23 protein-coding genes are annotated in these 23,059 nt (G+C 70.3%); 9 read left to right on the plus strand and 14 right to left on the minus strand.

Translation table 11 applies throughout. The features are described from left to right. Window positions 1-4 precede the first annotated feature (4 nt). The 4 genes from G412_RS0105435 to G412_RS0105450 form a co-directional block, all read right to left on the minus strand. Window positions 5-253, minus strand: a complete 249-nt coding sequence (locus tag G412_RS0105435; RefSeq protein WP_028811172.1) for an acyl carrier protein — start codon at window positions 251-253, stop codon at window positions 5-7. Between the two features lie 71 nt (window positions 254-324). Beyond that, window positions 325-1,329 carry a ketoacyl-ACP synthase III gene (locus G412_RS0105440; protein WP_028811173.1) on the minus strand — a complete coding sequence of 335 codons (1,005 nt, stop codon included), beginning with the start codon at window positions 1,327-1,329 and terminating at the stop codon, window positions 325-327. 14 nt (window positions 1,330-1,343) lie between these two features. Then, window positions 1,344-2,264, minus strand: a complete 921-nt coding sequence (locus G412_RS0105445; RefSeq protein WP_028811174.1) for an ACP S-malonyltransferase — start codon at window positions 2,262-2,264, stop codon at window positions 1,344-1,346. Between the two features lie 89 nt (window positions 2,265-2,353). Then, window positions 2,354-3,553 (minus strand): PucR family transcriptional regulator, encoded by a 1,200-nt coding sequence (locus tag G412_RS0105450; RefSeq protein WP_028811175.1) that lies wholly within the window; start codon window positions 3,551-3,553, stop codon window positions 2,354-2,356. A gap of 58 nt (window positions 3,554-3,611) precedes the next feature. Between G412_RS0105450 and G412_RS0105455 the strand changes: the two genes are divergently transcribed. Then, on the plus strand, window positions 3,612-4,271 hold the full coding sequence (locus tag G412_RS0105455; protein WP_028811176.1) for a pirin family protein: 660 nt from the start codon (window positions 3,612-3,614) through the stop codon (window positions 4,269-4,271). Between the two features lie 60 nt (window positions 4,272-4,331). On the opposite strand, the gene G412_RS0105460 is transcribed toward G412_RS0105455, so the two are convergent. Then, window positions 4,332-5,159 (minus strand): serine hydrolase domain-containing protein, encoded by an 828-nt coding sequence (locus G412_RS0105460; protein WP_028811177.1) that lies wholly within the window; start codon window positions 5,157-5,159, stop codon window positions 4,332-4,334. Window positions 5,160-5,310: 151 nt separating this feature from the next. On the opposite strand from G412_RS0105460, the gene G412_RS0105465 reads away from it, so the two are divergent. Together G412_RS0105465 and G412_RS0105470 are read left to right on the plus strand one after the other, a co-directional pair. Then, on the plus strand, window positions 5,311-5,769 hold the full coding sequence (locus tag G412_RS0105465) for a MerR family transcriptional regulator (protein WP_028811178.1): 459 nt from the start codon (window positions 5,311-5,313) through the stop codon (window positions 5,767-5,769). Window positions 5,770-5,776: 7 nt separating this feature from the next. Then, window positions 5,777-6,796, plus strand: coding sequence for an aldo/keto reductase (locus G412_RS0105470; protein ID WP_028811179.1), 1,020 nt, complete (start codon window positions 5,777-5,779; stop codon window positions 6,794-6,796). A 131-nt stretch (window positions 6,797-6,927) separates the two neighbouring features. On the opposite strand, the gene G412_RS0105475 is transcribed toward G412_RS0105470, so the two are convergent. From G412_RS0105475 to G412_RS0105505, 7 genes are all read right to left on the minus strand, one after another. After that, window positions 6,928-8,121, minus strand: coding sequence for an acyltransferase family protein (locus tag G412_RS0105475; RefSeq protein ID WP_028811180.1), 1,194 nt, complete (start codon window positions 8,119-8,121; stop codon window positions 6,928-6,930). Beyond that, window positions 8,121-9,140: an alpha/beta hydrolase gene (locus G412_RS0105480; protein ID WP_028811181.1), complete on the minus strand. Its 1,020-nt coding sequence runs from the start codon at window positions 9,138-9,140 to the stop codon at window positions 8,121-8,123. Before G412_RS0105480 ends, G412_RS0105475 begins: the two co-directional genes overlap by 1 nt. Before the next feature lie 166 nt (window positions 9,141-9,306). Then, on the minus strand, window positions 9,307-9,981 hold the full coding sequence (locus tag G412_RS0105485) for a response regulator (RefSeq protein WP_028811182.1): 675 nt from the start codon (window positions 9,979-9,981) through the stop codon (window positions 9,307-9,309). A 2-nt stretch (window positions 9,982-9,983) separates the two neighbouring features. Next, entirely contained in the window at window positions 9,984-11,357 is a 1,374-nt protein-coding gene (locus G412_RS0105490) for a sensor histidine kinase (RefSeq protein ID WP_037647847.1), read from the minus strand. Window positions 11,358-11,652: 295 nt separating this feature from the next. Next, window positions 11,653-12,561: a DUF4429 domain-containing protein gene (locus G412_RS0105495; protein WP_028811184.1), complete on the minus strand. Its 909-nt coding sequence runs from the start codon at window positions 12,559-12,561 to the stop codon at window positions 11,653-11,655. 107 nt (window positions 12,562-12,668) lie between these two features. Further along, the gene (locus G412_RS0105500; protein WP_028811185.1) at window positions 12,669-13,880 is read right to left on the minus strand and encodes an alpha/beta hydrolase; all 1,212 of its coding nucleotides are present in this window, start codon (window positions 13,878-13,880) and stop codon (window positions 12,669-12,671) included. Between the two features lie 86 nt (window positions 13,881-13,966). Then, the gene (locus G412_RS0105505; protein ID WP_028811186.1) at window positions 13,967-14,662 is read right to left on the minus strand and encodes a TetR/AcrR family transcriptional regulator; all 696 of its coding nucleotides are present in this window, start codon (window positions 14,660-14,662) and stop codon (window positions 13,967-13,969) included. 115 nt (window positions 14,663-14,777) lie between these two features. Between G412_RS0105505 and G412_RS0105510 the strand changes: the two genes are divergently transcribed. The 3 genes from G412_RS0105510 to G412_RS0105520 all read left to right on the plus strand — a co-directional run bounded on the left by G412_RS0105510 (window position 14,778) and on the right by G412_RS0105520 (window position 17,257). After that, the gene (locus G412_RS0105510; protein WP_028811187.1) at window positions 14,778-16,385 is read left to right on the plus strand and encodes an MFS transporter; all 1,608 of its coding nucleotides are present in this window, start codon (window positions 14,778-14,780) and stop codon (window positions 16,383-16,385) included. 154 nt (window positions 16,386-16,539) lie between these two features. Next, on the plus strand, window positions 16,540-16,911 hold the full coding sequence (locus G412_RS0105515) for a peptidase inhibitor family I36 protein (protein WP_028811188.1): 372 nt from the start codon (window positions 16,540-16,542) through the stop codon (window positions 16,909-16,911). Between the two features lie 82 nt (window positions 16,912-16,993). Next, entirely contained in the window at window positions 16,994-17,257 is a 264-nt protein-coding gene (locus G412_RS0105520) for a hypothetical protein (RefSeq protein ID WP_037647849.1), read from the plus strand. Here G412_RS0105520 and G412_RS33425 read toward each other — a convergent pair. Both G412_RS33425 and aceE read right to left on the minus strand, forming a co-directional pair. Beyond that, on the minus strand, window positions 17,239-18,060 hold the full coding sequence (locus G412_RS33425) for a potassium channel family protein (RefSeq protein ID WP_051338161.1): 822 nt from the start codon (window positions 18,058-18,060) through the stop codon (window positions 17,239-17,241). The two genes, G412_RS0105520 and G412_RS33425, sit on opposite strands and share 19 nt — an antisense overlap. Before the next feature lie 72 nt (window positions 18,061-18,132). After that, entirely contained in the window at window positions 18,133-20,865 is a 2,733-nt protein-coding gene (aceE, locus tag G412_RS0105530; RefSeq protein WP_028811190.1) for a pyruvate dehydrogenase (acetyl-transferring), homodimeric type, read from the minus strand. A gap of 431 nt (window positions 20,866-21,296) precedes the next feature. Here aceE and G412_RS0105535 point away from each other — a divergent pair, with 431 nt between their 5' ends. The 3 genes from G412_RS0105535 to G412_RS0105545 all read left to right on the plus strand — a co-directional run bounded on the left by G412_RS0105535 (window position 21,297) and on the right by G412_RS0105545 (window position 23,044). Further along, entirely contained in the window at window positions 21,297-21,725 is a 429-nt protein-coding gene (locus G412_RS0105535; RefSeq protein WP_028811191.1) for a DUF3052 domain-containing protein, read from the plus strand. 139 nt (window positions 21,726-21,864) lie between these two features. After that, entirely contained in the window at window positions 21,865-22,332 is a 468-nt protein-coding gene (locus G412_RS0105540) for a peroxiredoxin (protein WP_028811192.1), read from the plus strand. A 136-nt stretch (window positions 22,333-22,468) separates the two neighbouring features. After that, window positions 22,469-23,044, plus strand: coding sequence for a TerD family protein (locus G412_RS0105545; RefSeq protein ID WP_028811193.1), 576 nt, complete (start codon window positions 22,469-22,471; stop codon window positions 23,042-23,044). Window positions 23,045-23,059 lie beyond the last annotated feature (15 nt).

Consider the following 23,059-nt stretch of genomic DNA (forward strand, 5'->3'; position numbering starts at 1 on the left):
CGGATCAGGCCTGGTGCTTGAGGATGTAGTCGGCGGCGTCGCCGACCGTCTTGAGGTTCTTGACGTCCTCGTCGGGGATCTTGACGTCGAAGCGCTCTTCGGCGGCGACGACGACCTCGACCATGGACAGCGAGTCGACGTCCAGGTCGTCGGTGAAGGACTTGTCCAGCTGGACGTCCTCGGTGGGGATGCCGGCGATCTCGTTGACGATCTCGGCGAGACCGGTGACGATCTCTTCCTGAGTGGCGGCCATTGTGGCGCTCCTTCGGTGTTGAGCAGAGGGAATTGAGTACTGCGGCAGGTCCGGAAACCGTCCGGACGTGCCTAGGGGAGGGTAACGACCGTCGCGGCGTAGACGAGACCCGCCCCGAAGCCGATGACCAGCGCGGTGTCGCCGCTCTTCGCCTGTCCGGTCGCCAGAAGCCGCTCCATCGCGAGCGGAATCGAGGCGGCCGAGGTGTTACCGGTGGTTTCGATGTCACGGGCGACCGTGACATGCTCCGGCAGCTTGAGAGTCTTCACCATCGAGTCGATGATCCGCATGTTCGCCTGGTGCGGAATGAAGACGTCCAGATCCTCCGCGGTGATCCCGGCCGCGTCCAGCGCCTGCTGGGCGACCTTCGCCATCTCGAAGACGGCCCAGCGGAAGACCGCCTGGCCCTCCTGCGTGATGGCCGGGAACTTCGCGACCTCACCGGCGTTGCGGTAGTCCGACCACGGAACGGTCTGCTTGATGGTCTCCGACTTGTCGCCCTCGGAGCCCCACACGGTCGGGCCGATGGCCGGTTCCTCGGCGGGCCCGACGACGACCGCGCCCGCACCGTCGCCGAACAGGAAGGCCGTCGCGCGGTCCTCCAGGTCGGTCAGGTCCGAGAGCCGCTCGACGCCGATGACGAGGACGTACCGCGCACTGCCTTCGACGACCATGCCCTTGGCCAGGGTCAGACCGTAACCGAAGCCGGCGCATCCGGCCGAAATGTCGAAGGCGGCGGGCTTGTTGGCGCCGATCTTGTCCGCGATCTCGGTCGCGACGGCCGGGGTCTGCTTGAAGTGCGAGACGGTGGAGACGACCACGCCGTCGACCTGCTCGGCGGTGATGCCGGCGTCGGCCAGCGCCTTGCCCGCGGCCTCGACGGACATGACGGCGACCGTTTCCTCCTCGGAGGCCCAGTGGCGGGTCACGATGCCGGAGCGGGAGCGGATCCACTCGTCGGACGAGTCGATCGTCTCGAGGATCACCTCGTTGGGCACGACACGGGTCGGACGGTAACCGCCGACGCCCATGATGCGCGCGTACGGGGCGCCCTGGCTGGGCTTGATCTTCGCCATGCTCTCTCGGGCTCCTATCGCGCCGCGTGCTCAGCGATGAGCGCGCGGGCCGCGTCGAGGTCGTCGGGGGTCTTGAGCGCGAGGGTCCGCACACCGGGCAGTGCGCGCTTGGCGAGCCCGGTCAGCGTGCCGCCGGGGCACACCTCGACGATCGCGGTGGCGCCCAGCTCCTTGAGGGTCTCCATGCACAGGTCCCAGCGGACCGGGCTGGAGACCTGGCTGACCAGGCGCGAGACGACCTCGGGGCCGGTGGAGACGGCCTTGCCGTCGGCGTTCGAGACGTACGTGACGGCCGGATCGGACACAACCAGATCCTGCGCCGCCTTGCCCAGCTCGGTGACCGCCGGGGCCATGTGCTGCGTGTGGAACGCGCCGGCGACCTGGAGCGGCACGACGCGGCGTACGCCCTCGGGCTTGTCCTCGGCGAGCGCGGCGAGCTGCTCCATCGTGCCCGCCGCCACGATCTGGCCGGCGCCGTTCACGTTCGCCGGGGTCAGGCCCAGCTTCTCCAGGTGCGGGACGACGACCTCGGCGTCGCCGCCGAGCAGCGCCGACATGCCGGTCTGGGTGACGGCGGCGGCCTTGGCCATGCCCAGGCCACGGATGCGTACGAAACCGAGGGCGGCCTCTTCGGTGAGCACACCGGCGTACGCGGCGGCGGTGATCTCACCGACGCTGTGACCGGCGACCGCGGAGACGTCCGAGCGGGCGTCGAGCGCGGCGGCGGACAGCAATCCGGCGGCCACCAGCAGGGGCTGGGCGACGGCCGTGTCGCGGATCGCGTCCGCGTCGGCCTGCGTGCCGTAGTGGACAAGGTCGAGCCCGATGGCGTCGGACCAGGCGGCGAGCCGGTCGGCGGCGCCGGGGAGGTCGAGCCAGGGAGTCAGGAAGCCGGGCGTCTGGGCGCCTTGGCCGGGAGCGACGAGTACGAGCACCCTCACACTCTCTCTTGTGGACGGTACTGCGGACCCGTGGGGACAGGGACGAAGAACCGTCGGGGGATTTGTTGGTGTTCGACAAAAGTCTAGGACTGCGGTTCCGCGTCGGCCAGACGCCCCAGGATCAGAGCGATGCGCAGAGTGAAGGCGGATCGAACATCGGAGGGTGACCAGCCGGTGACGTCCGTCACACGTCGGAGCCGGTATCGCACGGTGTTGGGGTGCACGAAGAGCATCCGCGCCGCGCCTTCGAGGCTGCTCGCCTGCTCCAGATACACACTCAGTGTCTCAAGGAGCGCCGAGCCCGCCTCCTCCAGCGGTCTGTAGATCTCCTCCACCAGTTGATCCCGCGCGGCAGGATCCGAGGCGATGGCCCGCTCCGGCAGCAGATCGTCCGCGAGGACCGGGCGCGGGGCGTCCTGCCACGCCTGGCACGCCTTGAGGCCGGCGGCGGCGGCCTGCGCGGACCGCGTGGCGGCGAGCAGGTCGGAGACGACAGGTCCCGCGACGACGGGCCCGGCGGCGTACGGCCCGATCAAGGCCTTCGCGACCTGGAGCGGATTGTCGCTGCCGCCCGCGATGACGACCAGGCGACTGCCGAGCACCCCGGTCAGTACCTGGAGCTTGGCGTGCCGGGCGGCGCGCCGGATCGCCTCGACGGTCAGCTCGGAGTCCCCGTCGGGCGCGGTACCGAGCACGACACACACATGCTCGGGGGAGTTCCAGCCGAGCGCGGCCGCGCGGGACACGGCCCCCTCGTCCGCCTCCCCGGACAGCACCGCGTTGACGACGAGCGATTCGAGCCGGGCGTCCCAGGCACCGCGGGCCTCGGCGGCCTGCGCGTACACCTGGGCGGTCGCGAAGGCGATCTCGCGGGCGTACACGAGCAGGGCCTCGCGCAGGACCGACTCGTCACCGGGCGCCGCGACCTCCTCGATCGCGGTCTCCATGACCTCGATCGTCGTACGCACCATCTCCACGGTCTGGCGAAGGGTGATCGCCCGCGTCAGCTCGCGGGGCGCGGTGCCGAAGACGTCGGTGGAGATGGCCTGCGGGGTCTCGGGATGCCGGAACCACTCCGTGAAAGCGGCGATACCGGCCTGGGCGACCAGGCCGATCCACGACCGGTTCTCCGGGGGCATGGCCCGGTACCACGGCAGCGTCTCGTCCATGCGGGCGATCGCGTTCGCGGCGAGCCGGCCGGAGGACTTCTCCAGCCGGCGCAAGGTCGCGGAATGCGGGTGGGCGGCTTTCGCGGCGGGCTGTTCAGGATCGGGTTGGGGCACGGGACAAGACTGCCTTATCGGAACCCCTGGCCGGTGGGCCGGGGCTACGGTGGACCTCGTGATTTCCGTACGGCGCTCCACGGACCGCTTCCACGGAGGCGACGCCTCCGCCGGTATAGAGTCCCTCCACGCCTTCTCCTTCGGCCACTTCTACGACCCGGACCACCTCCGCTTCGGCGCGGTCCTGGCCTGCAACGAGGAACGCCTCGAACCCGGATCCGGATTCGACGAGCACCCGCACAGCCACACCGAGATCGTCACCTGGGTCGTCGAGGGGGAGCTCACTCACCGCGACTCGGCCGGGCACGCCACCGTCGTACGCCCCGGTGACGTGCAGCGGCTCAGCTCGGGCGCCGGCGTCCGGCACGTGGAGCGCAACGACGGCGACCTACCGCTGGTCTTCGTGCAGATGTGGCTGGCGCCGAAGGACCCCGGAGGCGAACCCTCGTACGAGGTGGTGCGGGGCATCGCGGACGCGACGCCGTACGCCCTGCCGGCGGCCGGCGCGCTCCTGCACGTGCGCCGGCCGGGCGCCGGCGAGCGCACGGCGGTCCCGGACGCGCCGCTGGTGTACGCCCATGTCGTACGGGGCCGCTTCGGCCTCGGGGAGCACGACCTGGGGCCGGGCGACGCGGCCCGTATCACGGGGGCCGACGGCCTGGAGCTGGTGGCGGCCGCCACCCCCGCCGAGGTGCTGCTGTGGGAGCTGACCGGCTGACCGGCGCGCTGGGGCCCTTGAGCGGGCTCTTCATGGCCGAGGCCGGGCCGCCACCTGCGACTAGCGGGCGTTCGGGCCGAACCGGGCGAGTACCGCGTCCGTGAACGGCGGCCACACCTCGACGGCCCACGGCCCGAACGCGCGGTCCGTCAGGGCGACGCAGGCGAGACCCGCGTCGGGGTCCACCCACAGGAACGTACCGGACTGGCCGAAGTGTCCGAACGTACGCGGCGAGGACGAACCACCGGTCCAGTGCGGGGACTTGGAGTCGCGGATCTCGAACCCCAGACCCCAGTCGTTCGGGTTCTGGTGGCCGTATCCGGGCAGTACGCCCTTCAGTCCGGGATGGACGACGGCCGTGGCCTCGGCGACGGTCCGCACGTCCAGCAGCCGCGGGGCCTGCAGCTCGGCGGCGAAACGCACCAGGTCGTCGACGGTCGAGACGCCGTCCTTGGCGGGTGAGCCGTCCAGCGACGTGGCCGCCATCCCGAGCGGCTCCAGAACCGCCTGGCGCAGATAGTCGGCGAAGGGAATGTCCGTCGCCTTCGCGATGTGGTCACCGAGGACCTCGAAACCCGCGTTGGAGTAGAGCCTGCGCTCACCGGGCGGCGCCGTCACGCGGTGCTCGTCGAAGGCCAGACCGCTGGTGTGGGCGAGGAGGTGGCGGACCGTGGACCCCTGCGGCCCGGCCGGCTCGTCGAGCTCGACGGCACCCTCCTCGTACGCGACGAGCGCGGCGTACGCGGCCAGCGGCTTGGTGACCGACGCCAGCGGGAAGCGGTGCGCGGTCGGGCCGTGCGACCCGACGACGGTGCCGTCCGCCCGTACGACGGTGGCCGCCGCGGTGGGTACCGGCCAGTTCTCGATCAGCGACGCCAGGCTCTGCATGCGTACGAGCGTAAAGGCTCCACCGATTCAGCCGCGTCGAGGGTCGGGTCTGGGGACGGAGCCATGACGCCGGAGGCCGGGCGGCCCGTGCGGAAACTTCTCTCCGTTTACGGTTGCTTGGAGTGCACTCCAAGGTCCTAGCGTGGAGGTCATGACCGTGACGGAGACCGCCCCCGTACGCACCGCTTTCTGCGCCAAGCAGCCGCCACGGGCGCACCCGCGCCCCGAAGGCCAGGACCACTACACGATCAGCGAGGTCGCGGCGCACACCGGGCTCACGGCGTACACCCTGCGCTGGTACGAGCGGATCGGGCTGATGCCGTACGTCGGCCGCTCGCACACCGGCCAGCGGCGGTTTCGCAACAGCGACCTGGACTGGCTGGCCTTCGTCGGCAAGCTGCGGCTGACCGGCATGCCGGTCGCGGACATGGTCAGGTACGCCGAGTTGTTGCGGGAGGGCGAGCACACCTTCGAGGAGCGGCAGGAGCTGCTGGAGTCGACACGGCGGGATGTGCGCAAGCGCATCGCCGAACTCCAGGACACGCTCGCCGTACTGGACTACAAGATCGACTTTTACGCGGACGCCCGGCGGGCGTCGGAGAGGGCCTGAAACCCATATGAGCGACGACAGCAAGATCGAAAAGGTGCGGCTCGGAACGGACGGGCCCGAAGTCGGCGTACAGGGCCTCGGCTGCATGGGCATGAGCTTCGCGTACGGACCCACGGACGCCGACGAGGCGCGGGCGACGCTGGAGCGGGCGCTGGAACTCGGCATCACGCTGTACGACACGGCGGACGCGTACGCCGCCGGGGAGAACGAGAGGTTCCTCGCGCCGTTCGTCCGGGCGCACCGGGACGAGGTCGTCATCGCCACGAAGTTCGCGCTGGCCATGGACCCCACCGACCCGCAGAAGCGGATCATCCGCAACGACCCGGCGTACATCCGCCAGTGCATTGAGGGCAGCCTCCAGCGCCTCGGCGTCGACGAGATCGACCTCTACTACATGCACCGGCGTGATGTGAACGTCCCCATCGAGGAGACGGTCGGCGTGATGGCCGAGCTCGTGCGCGAGGGCAAGGTCAAGCACCTCGGGCTGAGCGAGGTGACCGGCGGCGAGCTGCGGGCCGCGCAGGCCGTGCACCCGATCGCGGCCGTGCAGTCGGAATGGTCGCTCTTCAGCCGCGACATCGAGGCGGGCGTCGTACCCGCCGCGCGCGAGCTCGGCGTCGCGCTCGTGCCGTACTCGCCGCTCGGCCGCGGCTTCCTCACCGGCTCCTTCACCAGCGCCGAGAAGGACCTGGGCGAGGACGACTTCCGCCGGCACCAGCCCCGCTTCAACGGTGACAACGCCGCGGCGAACGCCTCGCTGCTCGACCCGGTGCGCAAGCTCGCCGAGGGGCGCAACGCCACACTCGGGCAGGTCGCGCTGGCCTGGGTGCAGCAGCAGGCGCGGGTGCACGGACTCGCGGTCGTACCGATTCCCGGAACGCGCAAGCGCACGCGGGTCGAGGAGAACGCGGCAGCCACCCGGCTGCTGCTCACCGAGAGCGAGATGGAACTGCTCGAACCGATCGCGAGCCAGGTCGCGGGCGGCCGGTATGCGGACATGACGTTCACGTCGGCCGGGCGGGAGTAGGGGGAGGGGTACGGGTGACACGGGAGGGGCTGGATGTCCGACGCGACCACATCCAGCCCCTCCGGTCGCATGTGAGCAGCGGGGCTGGGTCCGGTCGCATGTGAGCAGTGGGTCTCGGCGCCGCCCACCCCTCACGCCAGCCCCAGCGCGAACACCGCGAACCCCGCCGCGAGCAGCCCCGCCGCCGCCCGGCGGGTCTTCGTCGCCTTCCTCCACGGCGCTTCGAACCCCCGCGCGTAACGCCCGATCAGGATCAGCACCCCCGCGAACACCGGCAGCCACGCGGCCCTCGCCAGGACCCAGCCGAGCGAATCCGGCGCCTGCGTCAGCCCCGGAACCGTACCCACCAACGAACCGGGGACGGCCGCGGCGAGCATCGCCGTCTGGTGCCAGCACAGGATCGTCATCGCCGACAGGTTGATCACGACGACCGGCGCCCACAGCGCCGGCCTGCGCAGCAGCCTGCCGATGCGGTCGCGCAGCAGGATCGCGGCGCCGCACTGGGCCGCCGCGAGGGCGAGGACCAGCAGGGACGGCGGGTGCGAATTGGTGCGGGTCTCGCCCGGTACGCCCACCATCGACGCCGGGTAGTGGAAGGCGGCCAGCAGCACGGCGAACAGGGCGGCGCCGCCCACCAGCAGTAGCGCGCCGCCGCGCCGGCCAATGCGCTTCTCGGCCCAGGAGACGCCGAGTTGGTACGCGAAGAGCCAGCCGGGCAGCAGGTTCAGCACGCTCAGCCACGACGGCACGGCCTCGGCGTACGGCCCGTACCGCAGGAAGTCGACGACCGCGACGGAGCCGATCAACGGCGCGGCGGCCCAGGCACCCATCCTGCGGGAGGCGCGGACGCAGTACGGGGTCAGGGCGGTCACCGCGACGTACACCCCCACGAACCACAGCGGCTGGATCACCAGCGTGGCCCCGGTCCGCAGGGTGGTGTCCGGCACGCCCATCGCGTACAGCACCGGAATCATCGCCGCCCACACGGCGCTCACGCCGAGCACCGGGCGGCCGAGCCGCGCGATCCGGCCGCGCAGCCACGCGCCGGCCGGGCCCTGGTGGCGGCGGTACGACAGGACGGACGCGTAGCCGCCGACCAGGAAGAAGATGCCCAGCATCTGAAGCACCCAGCTCACCGGCGCGAAGAAGCCGAACGATGTGAGCGGACTGGCATTGCGCAGAACGCCGTCGCCGTCCAGCGTGAAACCCCCGAGCAGCCAGTGCCCGGTGGCCACGGCGAGCAGAGCGAGCGCGCGCAGGCCGTCGACGGCGCGGTCGCGGTGGGAGGGGGTCCGCGCGTCGATCTTCGCTGCCAGCCCCCTCATCACACCGCTCCTACGGTGATCGAGGCGAAAGTACGGAGCGACTCCGTACCAGGGGCGAAGTAACCGGTGTGGCCTTCGGCGTCACCGGCCGGGACGCGGCGGGCGCCGAAGGCGGGGCCGGTGGGGTCGGCGCCGTGGCCGAGACCGGCGAACTCGACGTTCGGGACGTTGTCGATCCAGTCGGACGGGTCCTTGGCCGCCCATACGCGGGCGTCCGTGTGCAGGTCGTCGACGCTGTCCGCGCGCATTCCGGGGGAGCCGAGCACGACCACGTCCGAGGCGTCGAGGCGAAGGGCGGCCAGGCCGCAGACCACGGAGCCGTAGCTGTGGCAGAAGACGGCCGGGTCCGGGGCGCCGGTGGCGTCGAGCCCGTCGGTCAGCCGGGCGAGGCGGTCGGCGCCGGCTTCCGCGAGGTCGCCGGTGGCGGCGTCCACGCCCACGCCGACGGGGGTGGTGTAACCGGTCCAGGCGATCACGGCGGTGCGGTGGCCCTTCGTCGCGTCGCGCAGCGACTTGGCCATGCCGGCCGGGGTGCCGTAGGGATCGTTCGTACGGTCGAAGGTACGGGCGTCCATGTCCGAACCGGGGACGACGACGGCCACGTGCTCCGCCCCGCTCAAGTCGCCGTACACCTCGGCCACTTGCCCCCGGCCGCGCGGGTCGAGGGCGAGGATCTGACGGCCGGGCTCCGCGAGCTGTTCGAAGCCGTTGGCCTTCGCGGTGAGGGAGTTGGCGGCGTAACGGAGCTTCACGGGCGCGCCGTCGAGGTTGCCCACGACGGTGGGGTGGCGGCGGAGGAGGTCCTGCTGCCGGTCCTGGCTGAGCGCCGCGAAGAAGTGGGCGACCTGGGCGGGCGTGGTCGAGGCGGGGTCCGGCAGACCCTCGTGCTGCCAGGCGGCGGTGCCGGGGGGCGGGCCGGTGACGGGCTCCTGCGCGTTGCCGGAGGCCCAGCCGGCGGTGCCCGAAACGACAGTTGTCGCGAGAGCGACGGCGACCAGGGTCCTCTTGCAGCGGCGCATGTTCCTCTTCCTTGTCCAGTGGACGGCGGAGAGGAAGGTAGGAAGACGGCGCCTGAGGGGGCGTCACCCCGGAGAGCCAAGTCGGGGGCGCTACTGAGGTATGACGGGTACGGGGATCGAACCCCCGTCACGGATCCCCGTCACGAACCCCAGTCGCGAACCCCCGTCACGACCCCGGCGAAACCAGCCCCGACTCGTACGCGAAGATCACCGCTTGCGCGCGGTCGCGCAGGCCCAGTTTGGCCAGGATGCGGCCGATGTGCGTCTTCACCGTCTGCTCGGCAAGGACCAGCCGCCCCGCGATCTCCTGGTTGGACAACCCTCGGGCGATCAGCTCCAGGACCTCCGTCTCGCGCGGCGTAAGCCCGTTGAGCCGCAGCGACGGGTCCTTCCGGGGAGCGGGCCGCTGCCGCGCGAAGTCCGCGATCAGACGCCGTGTCACCGACGGTGCCAGCAGCGCCTCTCCGGCCGCCACCACCCGCACCGCCGAGATCAGGTCGGCCGGCGGTGCGTCCTTCAGCAGGAATCCGGACGCCCCGGCGCGCAGCGCCTCGTACACATAGTCGTCGACGTCGAACGTCGTGAGCATCAGGACCTTCGGCCGGTGGACGACCCCGGCCGGCGGGTCCAGGAGCTCGCGCGCCGCCGCGAGCCCGTCCATCTCCGGCATCCGTACGTCCATGAGCACCACGTCGGGGTGCGCGGACCGGCTGACCTCGACCCCCTGCCGCCCGTCCGGCGCCTCGCCCACCACGTCGATGTCGCTCTGCGCCGACAGCAGTGCGGCGAACCCCGCCCGCACCATGGCCTGGTCGTCGACGATGATCACGCGGATGGGGATGGTCATGGGGAGGTGGAGTCCTTCGCGCCGATGGGTAGCCGGGCGGCGACCCGGAAGCCGCCGTCGGGCAGCGGGCCGGTGTCGAGCGTGCCGCCGGTCAACCGTACGCGTTCACGCATCCCGACCAGGCCGTGTCCGCCCGCCCCGCTCGCCTCCACGGGTGACGGCGGCCCGGCGGGAGGCCCGTTGACGACGAGCACGGTCAGGTCCGTGCCGTCGGAGGAGACCGAGACCCGGGTCGTGGCGCCGGGTGCGTGCCGCACGACGTTCGCCAGGGCCTCCTGCACGATCCGGAAGGCCGAAAGGTCGATGGACTGCGGCAGTTGAGCCGGGCCGGCGAGGTCCGCGCCGAGGGACAGCTCGGCCGGCACCCCGGCCCGTACCGTCGCTTCGACGAGCTGCTGGAGCCGGTCGAGGCCGGGCTGCGGGGCGCGCTCGCCGGTCGCGTCCTCGCTGCGCAGCACCGACAGGAGGCGCCGCATCTCGGTCAGCGACTCCCGCGCGCTCGCGGCGATGGAGGCGAACTCCTCCCGCGCCTCGGGCGAGAGACCACCGACGCGGTACGGCGCGGAGTCCGCCTGGACGGTGATGACCGACATGTGGTGGGCGACGACGTCGTGCAGTTCGCGGGCGATACGGGTGCGTTCTTCGAGCAGCGTACGGCGGGCCCGCTCGGCCACGCTGATGGTCTCCTGCTCGACGAGTCGCCGCTGCGCCTCACCGCGCTCGTGCAGCGCGCCGCCGATCACGAGGACCACCGCGCTGAGCACGATCAGCAGGACATTCGTACCGTTGCTCTCCTCGGGGAAGAGCTGGCCGAGAACGAGACCGGCCGCGCCGGTGACGATCCAGACCCCGATGAGGGCCTGGCGCGTCTCGCGAAGGGCCAGCGCGAGCATGAGGAACAGGTACGCGACGATGACGGGCGGGGTCCACGGCCAGGGCTCCCCCCTGCCGAGCCCGTCGAGGACGAACAGTCCGCCGACGACATCGGCGGGCAGGATGATCCACCAGGCCTGGAGCGGCCGGTGGGCGATCATCAGCAGCGGAACGGTCTGGGCGGCGGCAACGGCCCCGGCGAGCCCGCCGGGAACGCCGTAGGCGGTGGTGAGGACGTTGATCGTGACGGGGAGGAAGGTGGCGACGAGGGCGATCACCACGGCGTACGGCACCAACCGCTGCCACCGCTTCGGGGCGTCGGCGAACAGGGGCGTCGGCGCGTGGGAGGGGTGCGTGACGGCGTACCCGAGAGCCCGCAGATTGCGCCGCCCGGCGCTGATGAGACCGTCGGCGGGGGGCTGCGGCGGGGCCGGGGGAGCGGAAGTTTCGGTCATGTCCCGGCCAGCGTAGACAGCAGACCGCCGCACGGGCGTCATACCGCGGTCCGGACCCCGACGTCATACCCAGGTACGACACGCCGCGCGGGCAGGGCGGCGATCATGAACCCGCCCCGTGCGCCGCGCAATTCAGCCCGTCGGGGGTGCCGGACGGAGCCGGTGCCGGGTGTGACGGGCCCGTGCGGGCCATGAACCCGCCCCGTGAGCCACGCAATTCAGCCCGTCCGGCGTTTGAGGACCGGGGTCCGGGGCAGAGCCCCGGTTTCGGGAAGGGGCGGGGAGGGGCACAGCCCCGCAGGGCCGCCCGACCCCGGCCGCGCGCCTCGGTCCCTGCCTAAAGCTCCGCCAGCAGCTCCGCCTTCTTCGCGGTGAACTCCTCGTCCGTGACCAGGCCCGCCTCGCGCAGGTCACCGAGGTGGCGTATCCGCTCGGCGATGTCGGCGGGGTCGCGCCGCGCAGCGACGGGCACCGGCACGGGATGGGCCGGCGCCGGGTCCGGCGGGGCCGCGCTCCCCGTGCGTACCGCACCGAGTACCGCCGCCGCGAACGGCAGGGACTCGTGCACCGGCCCGTACCCGAGCCCGAAGACGACGGCCGCCGGATCCTGGTCGGCCTGGGCCGACTGACGCGGCGGCGGGAACGCGGTCAGGCCCCCCGCGCCGTTGTCGCGCCGCAGCAGCCGCAGGTACCCGTCGAAGACGTCGGGGGAGCGCCACTCGACGCCGTTCAGCTCCTGGATGTGGAAATTCTGGTCGCCCGCCTTCCACTTGGCGGAGGACGCCCCCGTCCAGAACCAGCGGAAGGAAACCCGCGACCCGTCGAAGGACGCCTTGCCGTCGTACGCCTTGAAGTGCAGCGGCGCCTGCGGGGCGGCCACCAGGAACTTCTCGGCGGGCCCCTTCGCCTCGGGGGTCAGCAGGGCGCGCAGCTCGTCGCCGTAGTACTCCGCGAGGGTCTCCCGCTCGGCGGGCAGCACCAGCCGGTACGGGTCGGAGCCGTCCCGCAGCTGACCGGCCGCGGCCTCCATCAGCGGGTCGGCGCCGGGTCTTGGGATCGCGTGCAGAACGACTGTGCCGCGCTTTCCCGGCGCCAGAGTCACCGACGCCAGCGCCTCGTGCGGGATGCGTCTTTCGCCGAGCGCCTGGAACAGCTTCGGCGTGCGGATCCCCCGTTCGAAGCGGATGAGCACGGAGTCGCTTTCGAACTCCCAGGTGGCATGAATTCCGGCCAGCACATCACCCATGCGGTTCATCGTATGCGGCGCGCGCCCGCGCGTCGCCCCTCGGTGCCGGGCACGGTGTTCCGGCTATGCTCCGGCCGAACTCCGGTCGCCACGAGGTTCTACGCGCGTCAGTTCGCTTCCGCGCCGGAAATTCCACTCCGGCAGGCGTCGCCGTCGCCCGCGCAGCTCACCGCTGAGTACGAGCCGACGCCTATCCCCGCGAAGTTGCTGAGGCTTTCTGTCCCCGGCTCGAAATAGCCCGCGTGCCCCACCGCACCGCTCGCCGAGAAGACCCGCGCCCCGAATTCCGGCGTCACCGGATCCGCGCCATGGCCGAGCCCGCCGACCTCCAGGTACGGCACGTCCTGGATCCAGTCGTCGCGGTCCCGTGTGGCCCACACCCGCGCCCCGGTGCGCAGTTCCGCCGCGCTCTCGACCCGCATGCCGGGACTGCCGGCGACCGCGATGTCCGAGACCCTGGGCGGCAGCGCGGGGGCGGCGACGCCGCACACCACCGAGCCGTAGCTGTGGCAGAAGAGCGACACCTTCGAGTCGCCGGGCAGGGCGCGCACGAGGGCGTCGAGCCGCTTCGAACCGTCCCTGGCCAGCCGCCCGATGGCCGCGTCCATGCCGACGCCGACGGGCGAGGTGTAGTCCGCCCAGGCGATGACGGCGGTACGGGTACGGGGCGACGCGGCGCGCTCGGCGGCGTACAGCGACTTCGCCATGCCGACCGGCGCGGTGTACTTCCGGCGGGTCCGCTCGAAGTTGACCACATTGGTGTCGACACCGGGAACGACGACCGAGACCCGCTCGGCGCGCCCGAGGTCACCGAATACCTCGGCGACCTGACCCGAGCCGACGGGGTTGAAGGCGAGGATCTGCCGCCCCTCGCCCATCAGCGACTCGAAGCGCCGCATCCTGCGCTCCGCCGTATGCCGGCCCGCGGGGGTGAGCCGTTCGTCCTGCGTACGCTCCCGCTCGACCCCGCGCGCCCGGGCCAGAGCCAGGTGGTTGGCCCGGTAGCGCAGGGTGAGCGGGACGCCGTTCAGGTTGCCGACGACCAGCGGGTAGCGGTCGACGAGGCGGGTGCGCTGGGAGGCGGTGAGGCCGGCGAAGAAGCGGGAGAGCCGGTCGGGCGCGGAGGTGATCTCCGGCAGTGCGCGCCCGTCGATGCCGTCCCGCGCCCAGGCGGCCAACGACGCCGTGCGGAGGTCGGGATCGCCCTTGTGGTGGCGTATCGCGGTCCAGCCCGTGGTGGCCAGCAGGACGAACACCACGGCGAGAGCGAGCAGCGCGCGCCATGCGTTGAGGGTGGGGGAGGAGTCGAAGGAAGTCACTGCTGGCCACCCTAGGAGAAGCTCGGGGCTCCCCGCGAAATCCGTGACGCACATCACGTTTCAGCCCGGAAATGGCTGAGGCTCCGTCACGCTTCGTGTACGCCCGGCGTGTCCGGCGTACGCGCGGGGGCGCGCCAGTCCGCTGCGAGCGCCGGTTCCAGGTGGTCCAGGTAGAGCGCGGTCAGCGTTCTGATCGACTCCATGCTGGTGTCCTCGCCCTGCCCCCACAGCCGCCCCGTCACCCGCATGACGCCGTGGAACGCCGCGACGGCGATACGCGGCCGCGGGTCGGCGTCCAGGTCGAGCCCCTCGCGGTCGGCGATGATCCGGGCGGTCCGCTCCTCCAGCTCGGTGGAGCGGCGCAGATGGGCGGCGAGCAGGGCGGGCGTCGACTCGATCATCAGGTAGGTGCGCATGTGCAGTTCGACCGGTACGAGGGCTTCGATCGCCTCGCCGATGGTGTCCCACGAGACGAGGACCGCGTTGCGCATGGCGGCGAACGGCCGCTCCCGCGCGGGGCGCGCGCGCAACTCCGCCACGAAGTGCGACTCCACCATCTCCTGGACGGCGAAGGCGACTTCCTCCTTGCTGGCGAAGTAACGGAAGAAGGTCCGCTGGGAGACCTCGACGGCGTCGGCGATCTCGTCGACGGTCGTGTGCTCGTACCCCTGCGTGGTGAACAGTTCGAGCGCGACCCGCAGCAAGGCGTCGCGCGTGCGCTGCTTCTTGCGCTCGCGCAGTCCCGTCGTCGTCGGCTCGGTGGCCACTTGCTGGTCGGTCATTCGTAGGTGCGCCTCTTCGCCGTTTGTCCAGCTCAGAATACCTGTGAGCTACGTGACAGTTACCGGCTAGTGAATTCGTTTGTCAACTGTCAGCGGCTGTCATTAGCCTCTTGGCATGACTAGTCAGACCACCATCGACAAGGCGCCGCCGCCGCAGGATCCCGCGCCCGCGCAGACCAAGGGGCTCCGTGGCCACCCCTGGCTGACGCTCGTCGCAGTTGCCATCGGCGTGATGATGGTCGCGCTCGACGGCACGATCGTCGCGATCGCCAACCCCGCCATCCAGAAGGACCTCGGCGCCTCGCTCGCCGACGTCCAGTGGATCACTAACGGCTACCTCCTGGCCCTTGCCGTCGCCCTGATCACCGCGGGCAAGCTCGGCGACCGCTTCGGCCACCGCCAGACCTTTCTGATAGGCATCGCCGGCTTCGCTCTCGCCTCCGGCGCCATCGGCCTCTCCAGCGAGATATCCCTGGTCATCGCCTTCCGGGTACTCCAGGGACTGTTCGGCGCGCTCCTGATGCCGGCCGCGCTGGGCCTGCTGCGCGCCACCTTCCCGGCCGAGAAGCTGAACATGGCCATCGGCATCTGGGGCATGGTCATCGGCGCGTCCACCGCCGGTGGCCCGATCGTCGGCGGTCTGCTCGTCGAGCACGTCAACTGGCAGTCCGTGTTCTTCATCAACGTGCCCGTCGGAATCGTCGCGCTGGTCTTCGGCCTGGTGATCCTCAAGGACCACCGCGCGGAAAACGCCCCGCGCTCGTTCGACATCCCCGGCATCGTGCTGCTCTCCGGCGCGATGTTCGCCATGGTCTGGGGCATCATCAAGGCCGGCGAGTGGGGCTGGGACAGCCCCAGCACCTGGGCCTGGCTGGGCGCTTCCGTCGTCCTCTTCGCGGTCTTCGCCGTGTGGGAGACGAAGGTCAAGGAACCGCTCATCCCGCTGGCCATGTTCCGGTCCGTCCCGCTCTCCGAGGGTGTCGTCCTCATGGTCCTCATGGCCATCGCCTTCATGGGCGGCCTGTTCTTCGTAACGTTCTTCCTCCAGGGCGTGCACGGCATGAGCCCGGTCGACAGCGGTCTGCACCTGCTACCGCTGACCGGCATGATGATCGTCTCCTCGCCCCTCGCGGGTATGCTCATCACCAAGTTCGGCCCGCGGGTCCCCCTGGTCGGCGGCATGGTCGCCACCGCGACCGCCATGTTCGGCATGACGACGCTCACGGCCGGCACCAGCACCGTCATGATGTCGCTGTGGTTCGGCCTCCTGGGCCTCGGCCTCGCGCCGGTCATGGTCGGCGCCACCGAGGTCATCGTCGGCAACGCCCCCATGGAGCTCTCCGGTGTCGCCGGCGGTCTCCAGCAGGCCGCCATGCAGGTCGGTGGCGCGCTCGGCACCGCGGTCCTCGGCGCGATCATGTCCTCGAAGGTCAGCGCCGACTTCGCGGGCAACTGGAAGGAAGCGGGGATCCCGATCCCGGCGGACCCCAAGCTGGAAGAGGCGGCCGAGTTTGCCGCCGTGCCGACGAAGGAACTGGCCGAGGCAGGCCTGCAACAGCCCATGATCGACAAGATCGGTGGCGTCATCCATGACACTTTCGTGTCGGGCATGCACCTCGCCTTCACCGTCGCCGGCATCGTCGCGGTCGTGGCGGCGCTCGTCGCCACCCTGACGAAGCGCGGCGAGAACGCGGACGCGGGCGCGGGCGGCGCCCACATCTGACGTCAACCCGGTACGTACGACAGCCCCACCGGACCCGTCCGGCGGGGCTGTCGCCCATCCGGGTGGAACAGCACCGGGCACCTTCCGTCGCGGCGCTCCCGCAGCTCAGGGTGGGGGCCAACTGAACGCGACACACGGGGGATTGATTCCGATGATGCGTACGACGACCACGACCGTCCTCGCGGCCGGCGCCCTTGCCGTCACCGCACTGCTGCCGCAGCCGGCCCACGCCGGGCCGCCGCGCCTCGGGGCCTGCTCGGCCGGCGAGCTCTGCCTTTGGTCCAAGCCGGACTTCAAGGGCGGTCGCCAGGCCCACGAGCTGTCCGGCCTCGACATCGAGAGCTGCGTCCCGCTCCCGCCCGGCACGGACGCCCAGGCCCTCGCCAACCGCACCGGCCGGCCGGTGACGACGTATCAGTCCGCGGAGTGCGCGGAGACCGGCGAGTTCGAGACCTATCCGGGCGGCGGGACCTGGGTGCCCCGGTCGCCGTACCGCGTGCGGGCCTTCAAAATCTGGGAGAACTGAGGGGGATGAGCGCCGGAAAGCGGGGCAACTGGTGGTCAAGCCCGGATCACACGAATTCCAGGGCACGACCTAGGGAGTGACCATGGCGAGCAACAGCCGCGCACACAGTCCGTCCAACACCAGCACCCTCAGCTGGGTCTCGCTCATCTGCGGCATCGTCGGCTTCTTCACCTTCGGCATCGTCCTCGGTCCGATCGCGCTGATCACCGGCTGGATCGCCATGGGCAAGCGCTTCAACACCGGCAACGTGCCCGCCGTGATCGGCTTCGTACTCGGCCTGATCATCACCGTCCTCGCAGTCGTCGCGCTGGTAGGCGGCGGCGCCGTCTACGGCATGTCGATCTGACGCGCCTGCTCCGAACGCCGCGGCGAGGGGGCCGCCCGCACGGGCGGCCCCTCACCCGTGCCGTGCGCCGGGACCGGTGCCCCCGACGTCAGCTCCGAGACCTGCGCCCGCAGGGCCCGCACCTCCGCCGTGAGCAGCTCGATCGCCGCCGTCTGCCGGCGTTCCTCGATGTCGTCCCGGTCGAAGCGGGAGATGAACCAGGCCGCGATGTTCGCGGTCACCACACCGAGCAGCGCGATCCCCGAGAGCATCAGGCCCACCGCCAGCACGCGCCCGAGCCCGGTCGTCGGCGAGTGGTCGCCGTACCCCACCGTCGTCATCGTGGTGAATGACCACCACACGGCGTCACCCAGTGTCTTGATGTTCCCGTCGGGGGAGTCCCGCTCGACCTCCAGCACGGCCAGCGACCCGAACATCAGCAGGCCGACGACCGCGCCCCCGACGTACGTCGTGAGCTGAATCTGGGGTGCCATCCGGGCCCGCCTGCCGACCAGCAGCAGCGTGGAGACGAGCCGCAGAAGCTGGAGGGGCCGCAGCAGCGGCAGGATCACCGCGAGCAGGTCCAGCGGATGGCTGCGGACGAACAGCCGCTTGCTGGGCGACAGCGCCAGCCGTACGACGTAGTCCAGGGCGAACGCGCCCCACACCACCCACTCGGTCACCCAGCAGACCTCGCGCACCGCGCCGTGGGCGTCGGGCGCCACGATCGGGACCGCGTACGCGAGGGCGAAGACCCCCGCCAGCCCCAGCAGGAGTCCCTGTGTGCGCTGTTCCCACCGGATCTGCGCCGTCTGCACCGTCATGCCCGCATCGTAGGGAACGCCGAAGGGCGGTGAGACGCTCGGGTCTCACCGCCCTTCGCACGGACAGAGCTGTTACGCGTCGCCCCCGGCCGCACCGGGATCGGCCGCCGTCACGTCGAGCAGCTGGTAGCGGTCGACCGCCTGCTTCAGCGCCGAGCGGTCGATCTTCCCCTCCTTGGCGAGCTCGGTGAGCACCGCCAGGACGATCGACTGCGCGTCGATGTGGAAGTAGCGGCGGGCCGCCCCCCGCGTGTCCGCGAAGCCGAAGCCGTCCGCGCCGAGCGAGGTGTACGTACCCGGCACCCAGCGGGAGATCTGGTCCGGAACCGAACGCATCCAGTCGGAAACCGCCACGAACGGGCCCTCCGCGCCGGAGAGCTTCTGCGTCACGTACGGGACGCGCAGCTCCTCCTCCGGGTGGAGCAGGTTGTACTCCTCCACCGAGACGGCGTCGCGGCGCAGCTCGTTCCAGGACGTCGCGGACCACACGTCGGCCTTGACGTTCCACTCCTCGGCGAGGATCCGCTGAGCCTCGACCGCCCACGGCACCGCCACACCGGAGGCCATGATCTGGGCCGGAACCGCGCCCTTCTCGCCCTCCTTGAAGCGGTAGATGCCCTTGAGGATGCCTTCGGCGTCGACGTTCTCGGGCTCCGCCGGGTGCTGGATCGGCTCGTTGTAGACGGTCAGGTAGTAGAAGATGTCCTCGGCGTTGTCGCCGTACATCCGCTTCAGACCGTCCTGCACGATGTGCGCGATCTCGTACCCGAACGCCGGGTCGTACGACACACAGCCCGGGTTCGTCGAGGCGAGCAGCTGCGAGTGGCCGTCCGCGTGCTGGAGACCCTCACCGGTCAGCGTCGTACGGCCGGCGGTCGCGCCCAGGACGAATCCGCGCGCGAGCTGATCGGCCATCTGCCAGAACTGGTCACCGGTCCGCTGGAACCCGAACATCGAGTAGAAGACGTACACCGGGATCAGCGGCTCGCCGTGCGTCGCGTACGCCGAACCCGCCGCGATCAGCGACGCAGTGCAGCCCGCCTCGGAGATGCCGTCGTGCAGCATCTGCCCGGTCGGCGACTCCTTGTACGCGAGCAGCAGATCGCGGTCCACCGCCTCGTACTGCTGACCGAGCGGGTTGTAGATCTTCGCACTCGGGAAGAACGCGTCCATACCGAAGGTGCGGTACTCGTCGGGCGCGATCAGCACGAAACGCTTGCCGATCTCCTTGTCCCGCATGAGGTCCTTCAGTACGCGCACGAACGCCATCGTCGTGGCGATCGACTGCTGACCGGACCCCTTCTTCGCAGCCGCGTACGTCTTCTCGGCCGGCAGCGGCAGCGGCTTCGCCCGTACGACACGCGTCGGTACGTACCCGCCCAGCGCGTTGCGCCGGTCGTGCATGTACTGGATCTCCTCGGACTGACGGCCCGGGTGGTAGTACGGCGGGTAGCCCTCGTCCAGCTGCTTGTCCGTGATCGGGATGTGCAGCCGGTCGCGGAAGCGCTTCAGGTCCTCGACCGTCAGCTTCTTCATCTGGTGGGTCGCGTTGCGGCCCTCGAAGTTCGGCCCCAGCGTCCAGCCCTTGACGGTCTGGGCGAGGATCACCGTCGGCTGGCCCTTGTGCGCCTTGGCCGCCGCGTACGCCGCGTACACCTTCTTGTGGTCGTGACCGCCGCGGCCCAGGTGCAGGATCTGGTCGTCGGTCATGTTCTCGACCATGGCGCGCAGCCGGTGGTCACCGCCGAAGAAGTGGTTGCGGATGTACGCGCCCGTCTCCGTCGCGTACGTCTGGAACTGACCGTCGGGCGTCGTGTTGAGCTTGTTGACCAGCACACCGTCGCGGTCCTGGGCGAGCAGCGGGTCCCAGCTCCGGTCCCAGACCAGCTTGATCACGTTCCAGCCGGCGCCGCGGAACTGCGACTCCAGCTCCTGGATGACCTTGCCGTTGCCGCGCACCGGGCCGTCGAGGCGCTGGAGGTTGCAGTTGACGACGAAGGTCAGGTTGTCCAGGCCCTCACGGGCGGCGATGGACAGCTGGCCGAGCGACTCGGGCTCGTCCATCTCGCCGTCGCCGAGGTACGCCCAGACATGCGACTTGGAGGTGTCGGCGATACCGCGCGCCTCCATGTAGCGGTTCATCCGCGCCTGGTAGATCGCGCCGAGGGGGCCGAGGCCCATCGAGACGGTCGGGAACTCCCAGAAGTCCGGCATGAGCCGCGGGTGCGGGTACGACGACAGGCCGTAGGGGGCCTTCGACTTCTCCTGGCGGAAGGCGTCGAGCTGCTGCTCGCTCAGCCGGTCAAGCAGGAACGCGCGGGCGTAGATACCGGGGGACGCGTGCCCCTGGAAGAAGATCTGGTCGCCGCCGTCGCCCTCGTCCTTGCCGCGGAAGAAGTGGTTGAAGCCCACGTCGTACAGCGAGGCGGAAGAGGCGAAGGTGGCGATGTGGCCGCCCACACCGATCCCCGGACGCTGCGCGCGCGAGACCATCACGGCCGCGTTCCAGCGGGTCGCGTTGAGGACCTTGCGCTCGATCTCCTCGTTGCCGGGGAAGAACGGCTCGTCCTTGGTGGCGATCGTGTTGACGTAGTCCGTGCTGCGCATCTCGGGGACGGCCACACGCTTCTCGCGCGCGCGCTCGATGAGGCGCAGCATCAGGTAGCGGGCGCGGTCACGGCCCCGCTCGTCGACGGCGGCGTCGAGGGAGTCGAGCCATTCCTGGGTCTCTTCAGGATCGAAGTCCGGGACCTGGCTCGGAAGGCCGCCAATGATGATCGGATTACGATCGGATCCGGAAGCCACGCTGTTCCTTCGCTGGTTGGGTTTTGGGGGTGTCGCGCCGCCTCCATCGTGTACCCCGGAATCGCAAACGTCATCTCTACCGAGGGGTAACCACCACTCGGTGAGAGGCTCGGCGTCAGCCCGAGGATGGGTCCGGCCAAATCGCAACCTTACGCCCAACGCGTTTATGTGTTCCGTAAGGCTGTTCGGGACTGAATGGCCCACCGAAGCCGCGTAGGCTTACAAAGGTGTCGCAATGGTGTGGGATGGATCACCGAACCGCTCTCCGGCAGGGTCTGGAGTTGCGGTGAACCGGCCCCATCCGTCACCGTTTCGGCTGTCTCCACGGCCGGGTACTTGCGCGATCGGTCCCGCACGTGTGGACTACGGCCAACGTCCACGCACGCGCGTGGGCTGAAGGCATCCCCCAAAACATGATCAGGAGGCAATCCGTGAGCGCGACCGCGGACCACGCGGAGGAGCGGACCAACCCGGCAGTACGCCTGGGGTTCGTGCCCGGACAGGTGGTCCAGGAGATCGGCTACGACGACGACGTCGAGCAGGAACTCCGTGAGGGCATTGAGGCGATCACCGGCCAGGAAATCGTCGACGAGGACTATGACGACGTCGCTGACGTCGTTCTTCTCTGGTTCCGTGACGAGGACGGCGACCTTACGGACGCGCTGGTGGACGCCATTGGTCTGCTCGAGGAAGGCGGCGTCGTACTGCTGCTGACCCCGAAGACCGGCCGCGACGGCTACGTCGAGCCCAGCGACATCAGCGAGGCCGCCCAGACGGCAGGTCTGTCCCAGACCAAGACCTTCAGCGCGGGCAAGGACTGGAGCGCCGGCCGGCTGGTGACCCCCAAGGGCAAGCGCTGAGCCACCGCCGCGTCCGAGCAGACTCCTCATGAGCAGGCTGCGCCCAAGGCGAAACAGGGTCCCCGCCGACGTCTGTCGGCGGGGACCCTGTGCGTAGGCTGGCCCGGACACAAACGGCCCAATGAGGGGGTACGCAGCCATGGCGATCGAGGTCGGCACCCCGGCCCCGGACTTCGAGCTGAAGGACAACCACGGCCGGACCGTGCGACTGTCCCGGTTCCGGATCCCCGGCGACGCCAGGAACGTGGTGCTGCTGTTCTACCCGTTCGCCTTCACCGGTGTCTGTACGGGCGAGCTGCGCGCTCTGCGCGACGAACTGCCGAAGTTCGTCAATGACGACGTACAGCTGCTCGCCGTCTCCACCGACTCGATCCACACCCTGCGCGTCTACGCCGAGCAGGAGGGGTTCGAGTACCCGCTGCTGTCGGACTTCTGGCCGCACGGCGAGGTCTCGCGGGCGTACGGCGTCTTCGACGAGGACAAGGGCTGCGCGGTGCGCGGCACCTTCGTCATCGACAAGGAGGGCGTGGTGCGCTGGACCGTCGTCAACGGCCTGCCCGACGCCCGTGACCTCAACGACTACCTCAAGGTGCTCGACGCTCTCTGAGCGAGTTGCCGAACGCCCGGAAAATCGGGACACCGGGCATGCTGCGTACGGGAACCGGTCACTAGGATCGACTCGTTGATCCGATGCCAGCGCATTACGGGGGGCCCTCGGCCCCTCAACACTCATGGGAGGACTCGTGGGAGTCAGCCTCAGCAAGGGCGGCAACGTCTCGCTGACCAAGGCCGCCCCCAACCTGACCGCGGTCATCGTCGGTCTCGGCTGGGATGCTCGTACCACCACCGGGGGTGACTTCGACCTCGACGCCAGCGCTCTGCTGACCAACGCTGAGGGCAAGGTCACCAACGACGCGAACTTCGTCTTCTTCAACAACCTCAAGAGCCCCGACGGCTCCGTCGAGCACACCGGTGACAACACCACGGGTGAGGGCGAGGGCGACGACGAGGTCATCAAGGTGAACCTGGCCGGTGTCCCGGCCGACGTCGCCAAGATCGTGTTCCCGGTCTCGATCTACGAGGCCGAGGCGAGGCAGCAGAGCTTCGGCCAGGTCCGCAACGCGTACATCCGCGTCGTGAACCAGGCCGACAACACGGAGCTGGCGCGCTACGACCTGAGCGAGGACGCCTCGACCGAGACCGCGATGGTCTTCGGCGAGCTGTACCGCAACCAGGCGGAGTGGAAGTTCCGGGCCATCGGCCAGGGTTACGCCTCGGGCCTGCGCGGCATCGCGCAGGACTTCGGCGTGAACGTCTGAGCGAGCCCCTCCTTC

The organism is Streptomyces flavidovirens DSM 40150 (assembly GCF_000429085.1).
GTDB classification, from domain to species: Bacteria; Actinomycetota; Actinomycetes; order Streptomycetales; family Streptomycetaceae; genus Streptomyces; species Streptomyces flavidovirens.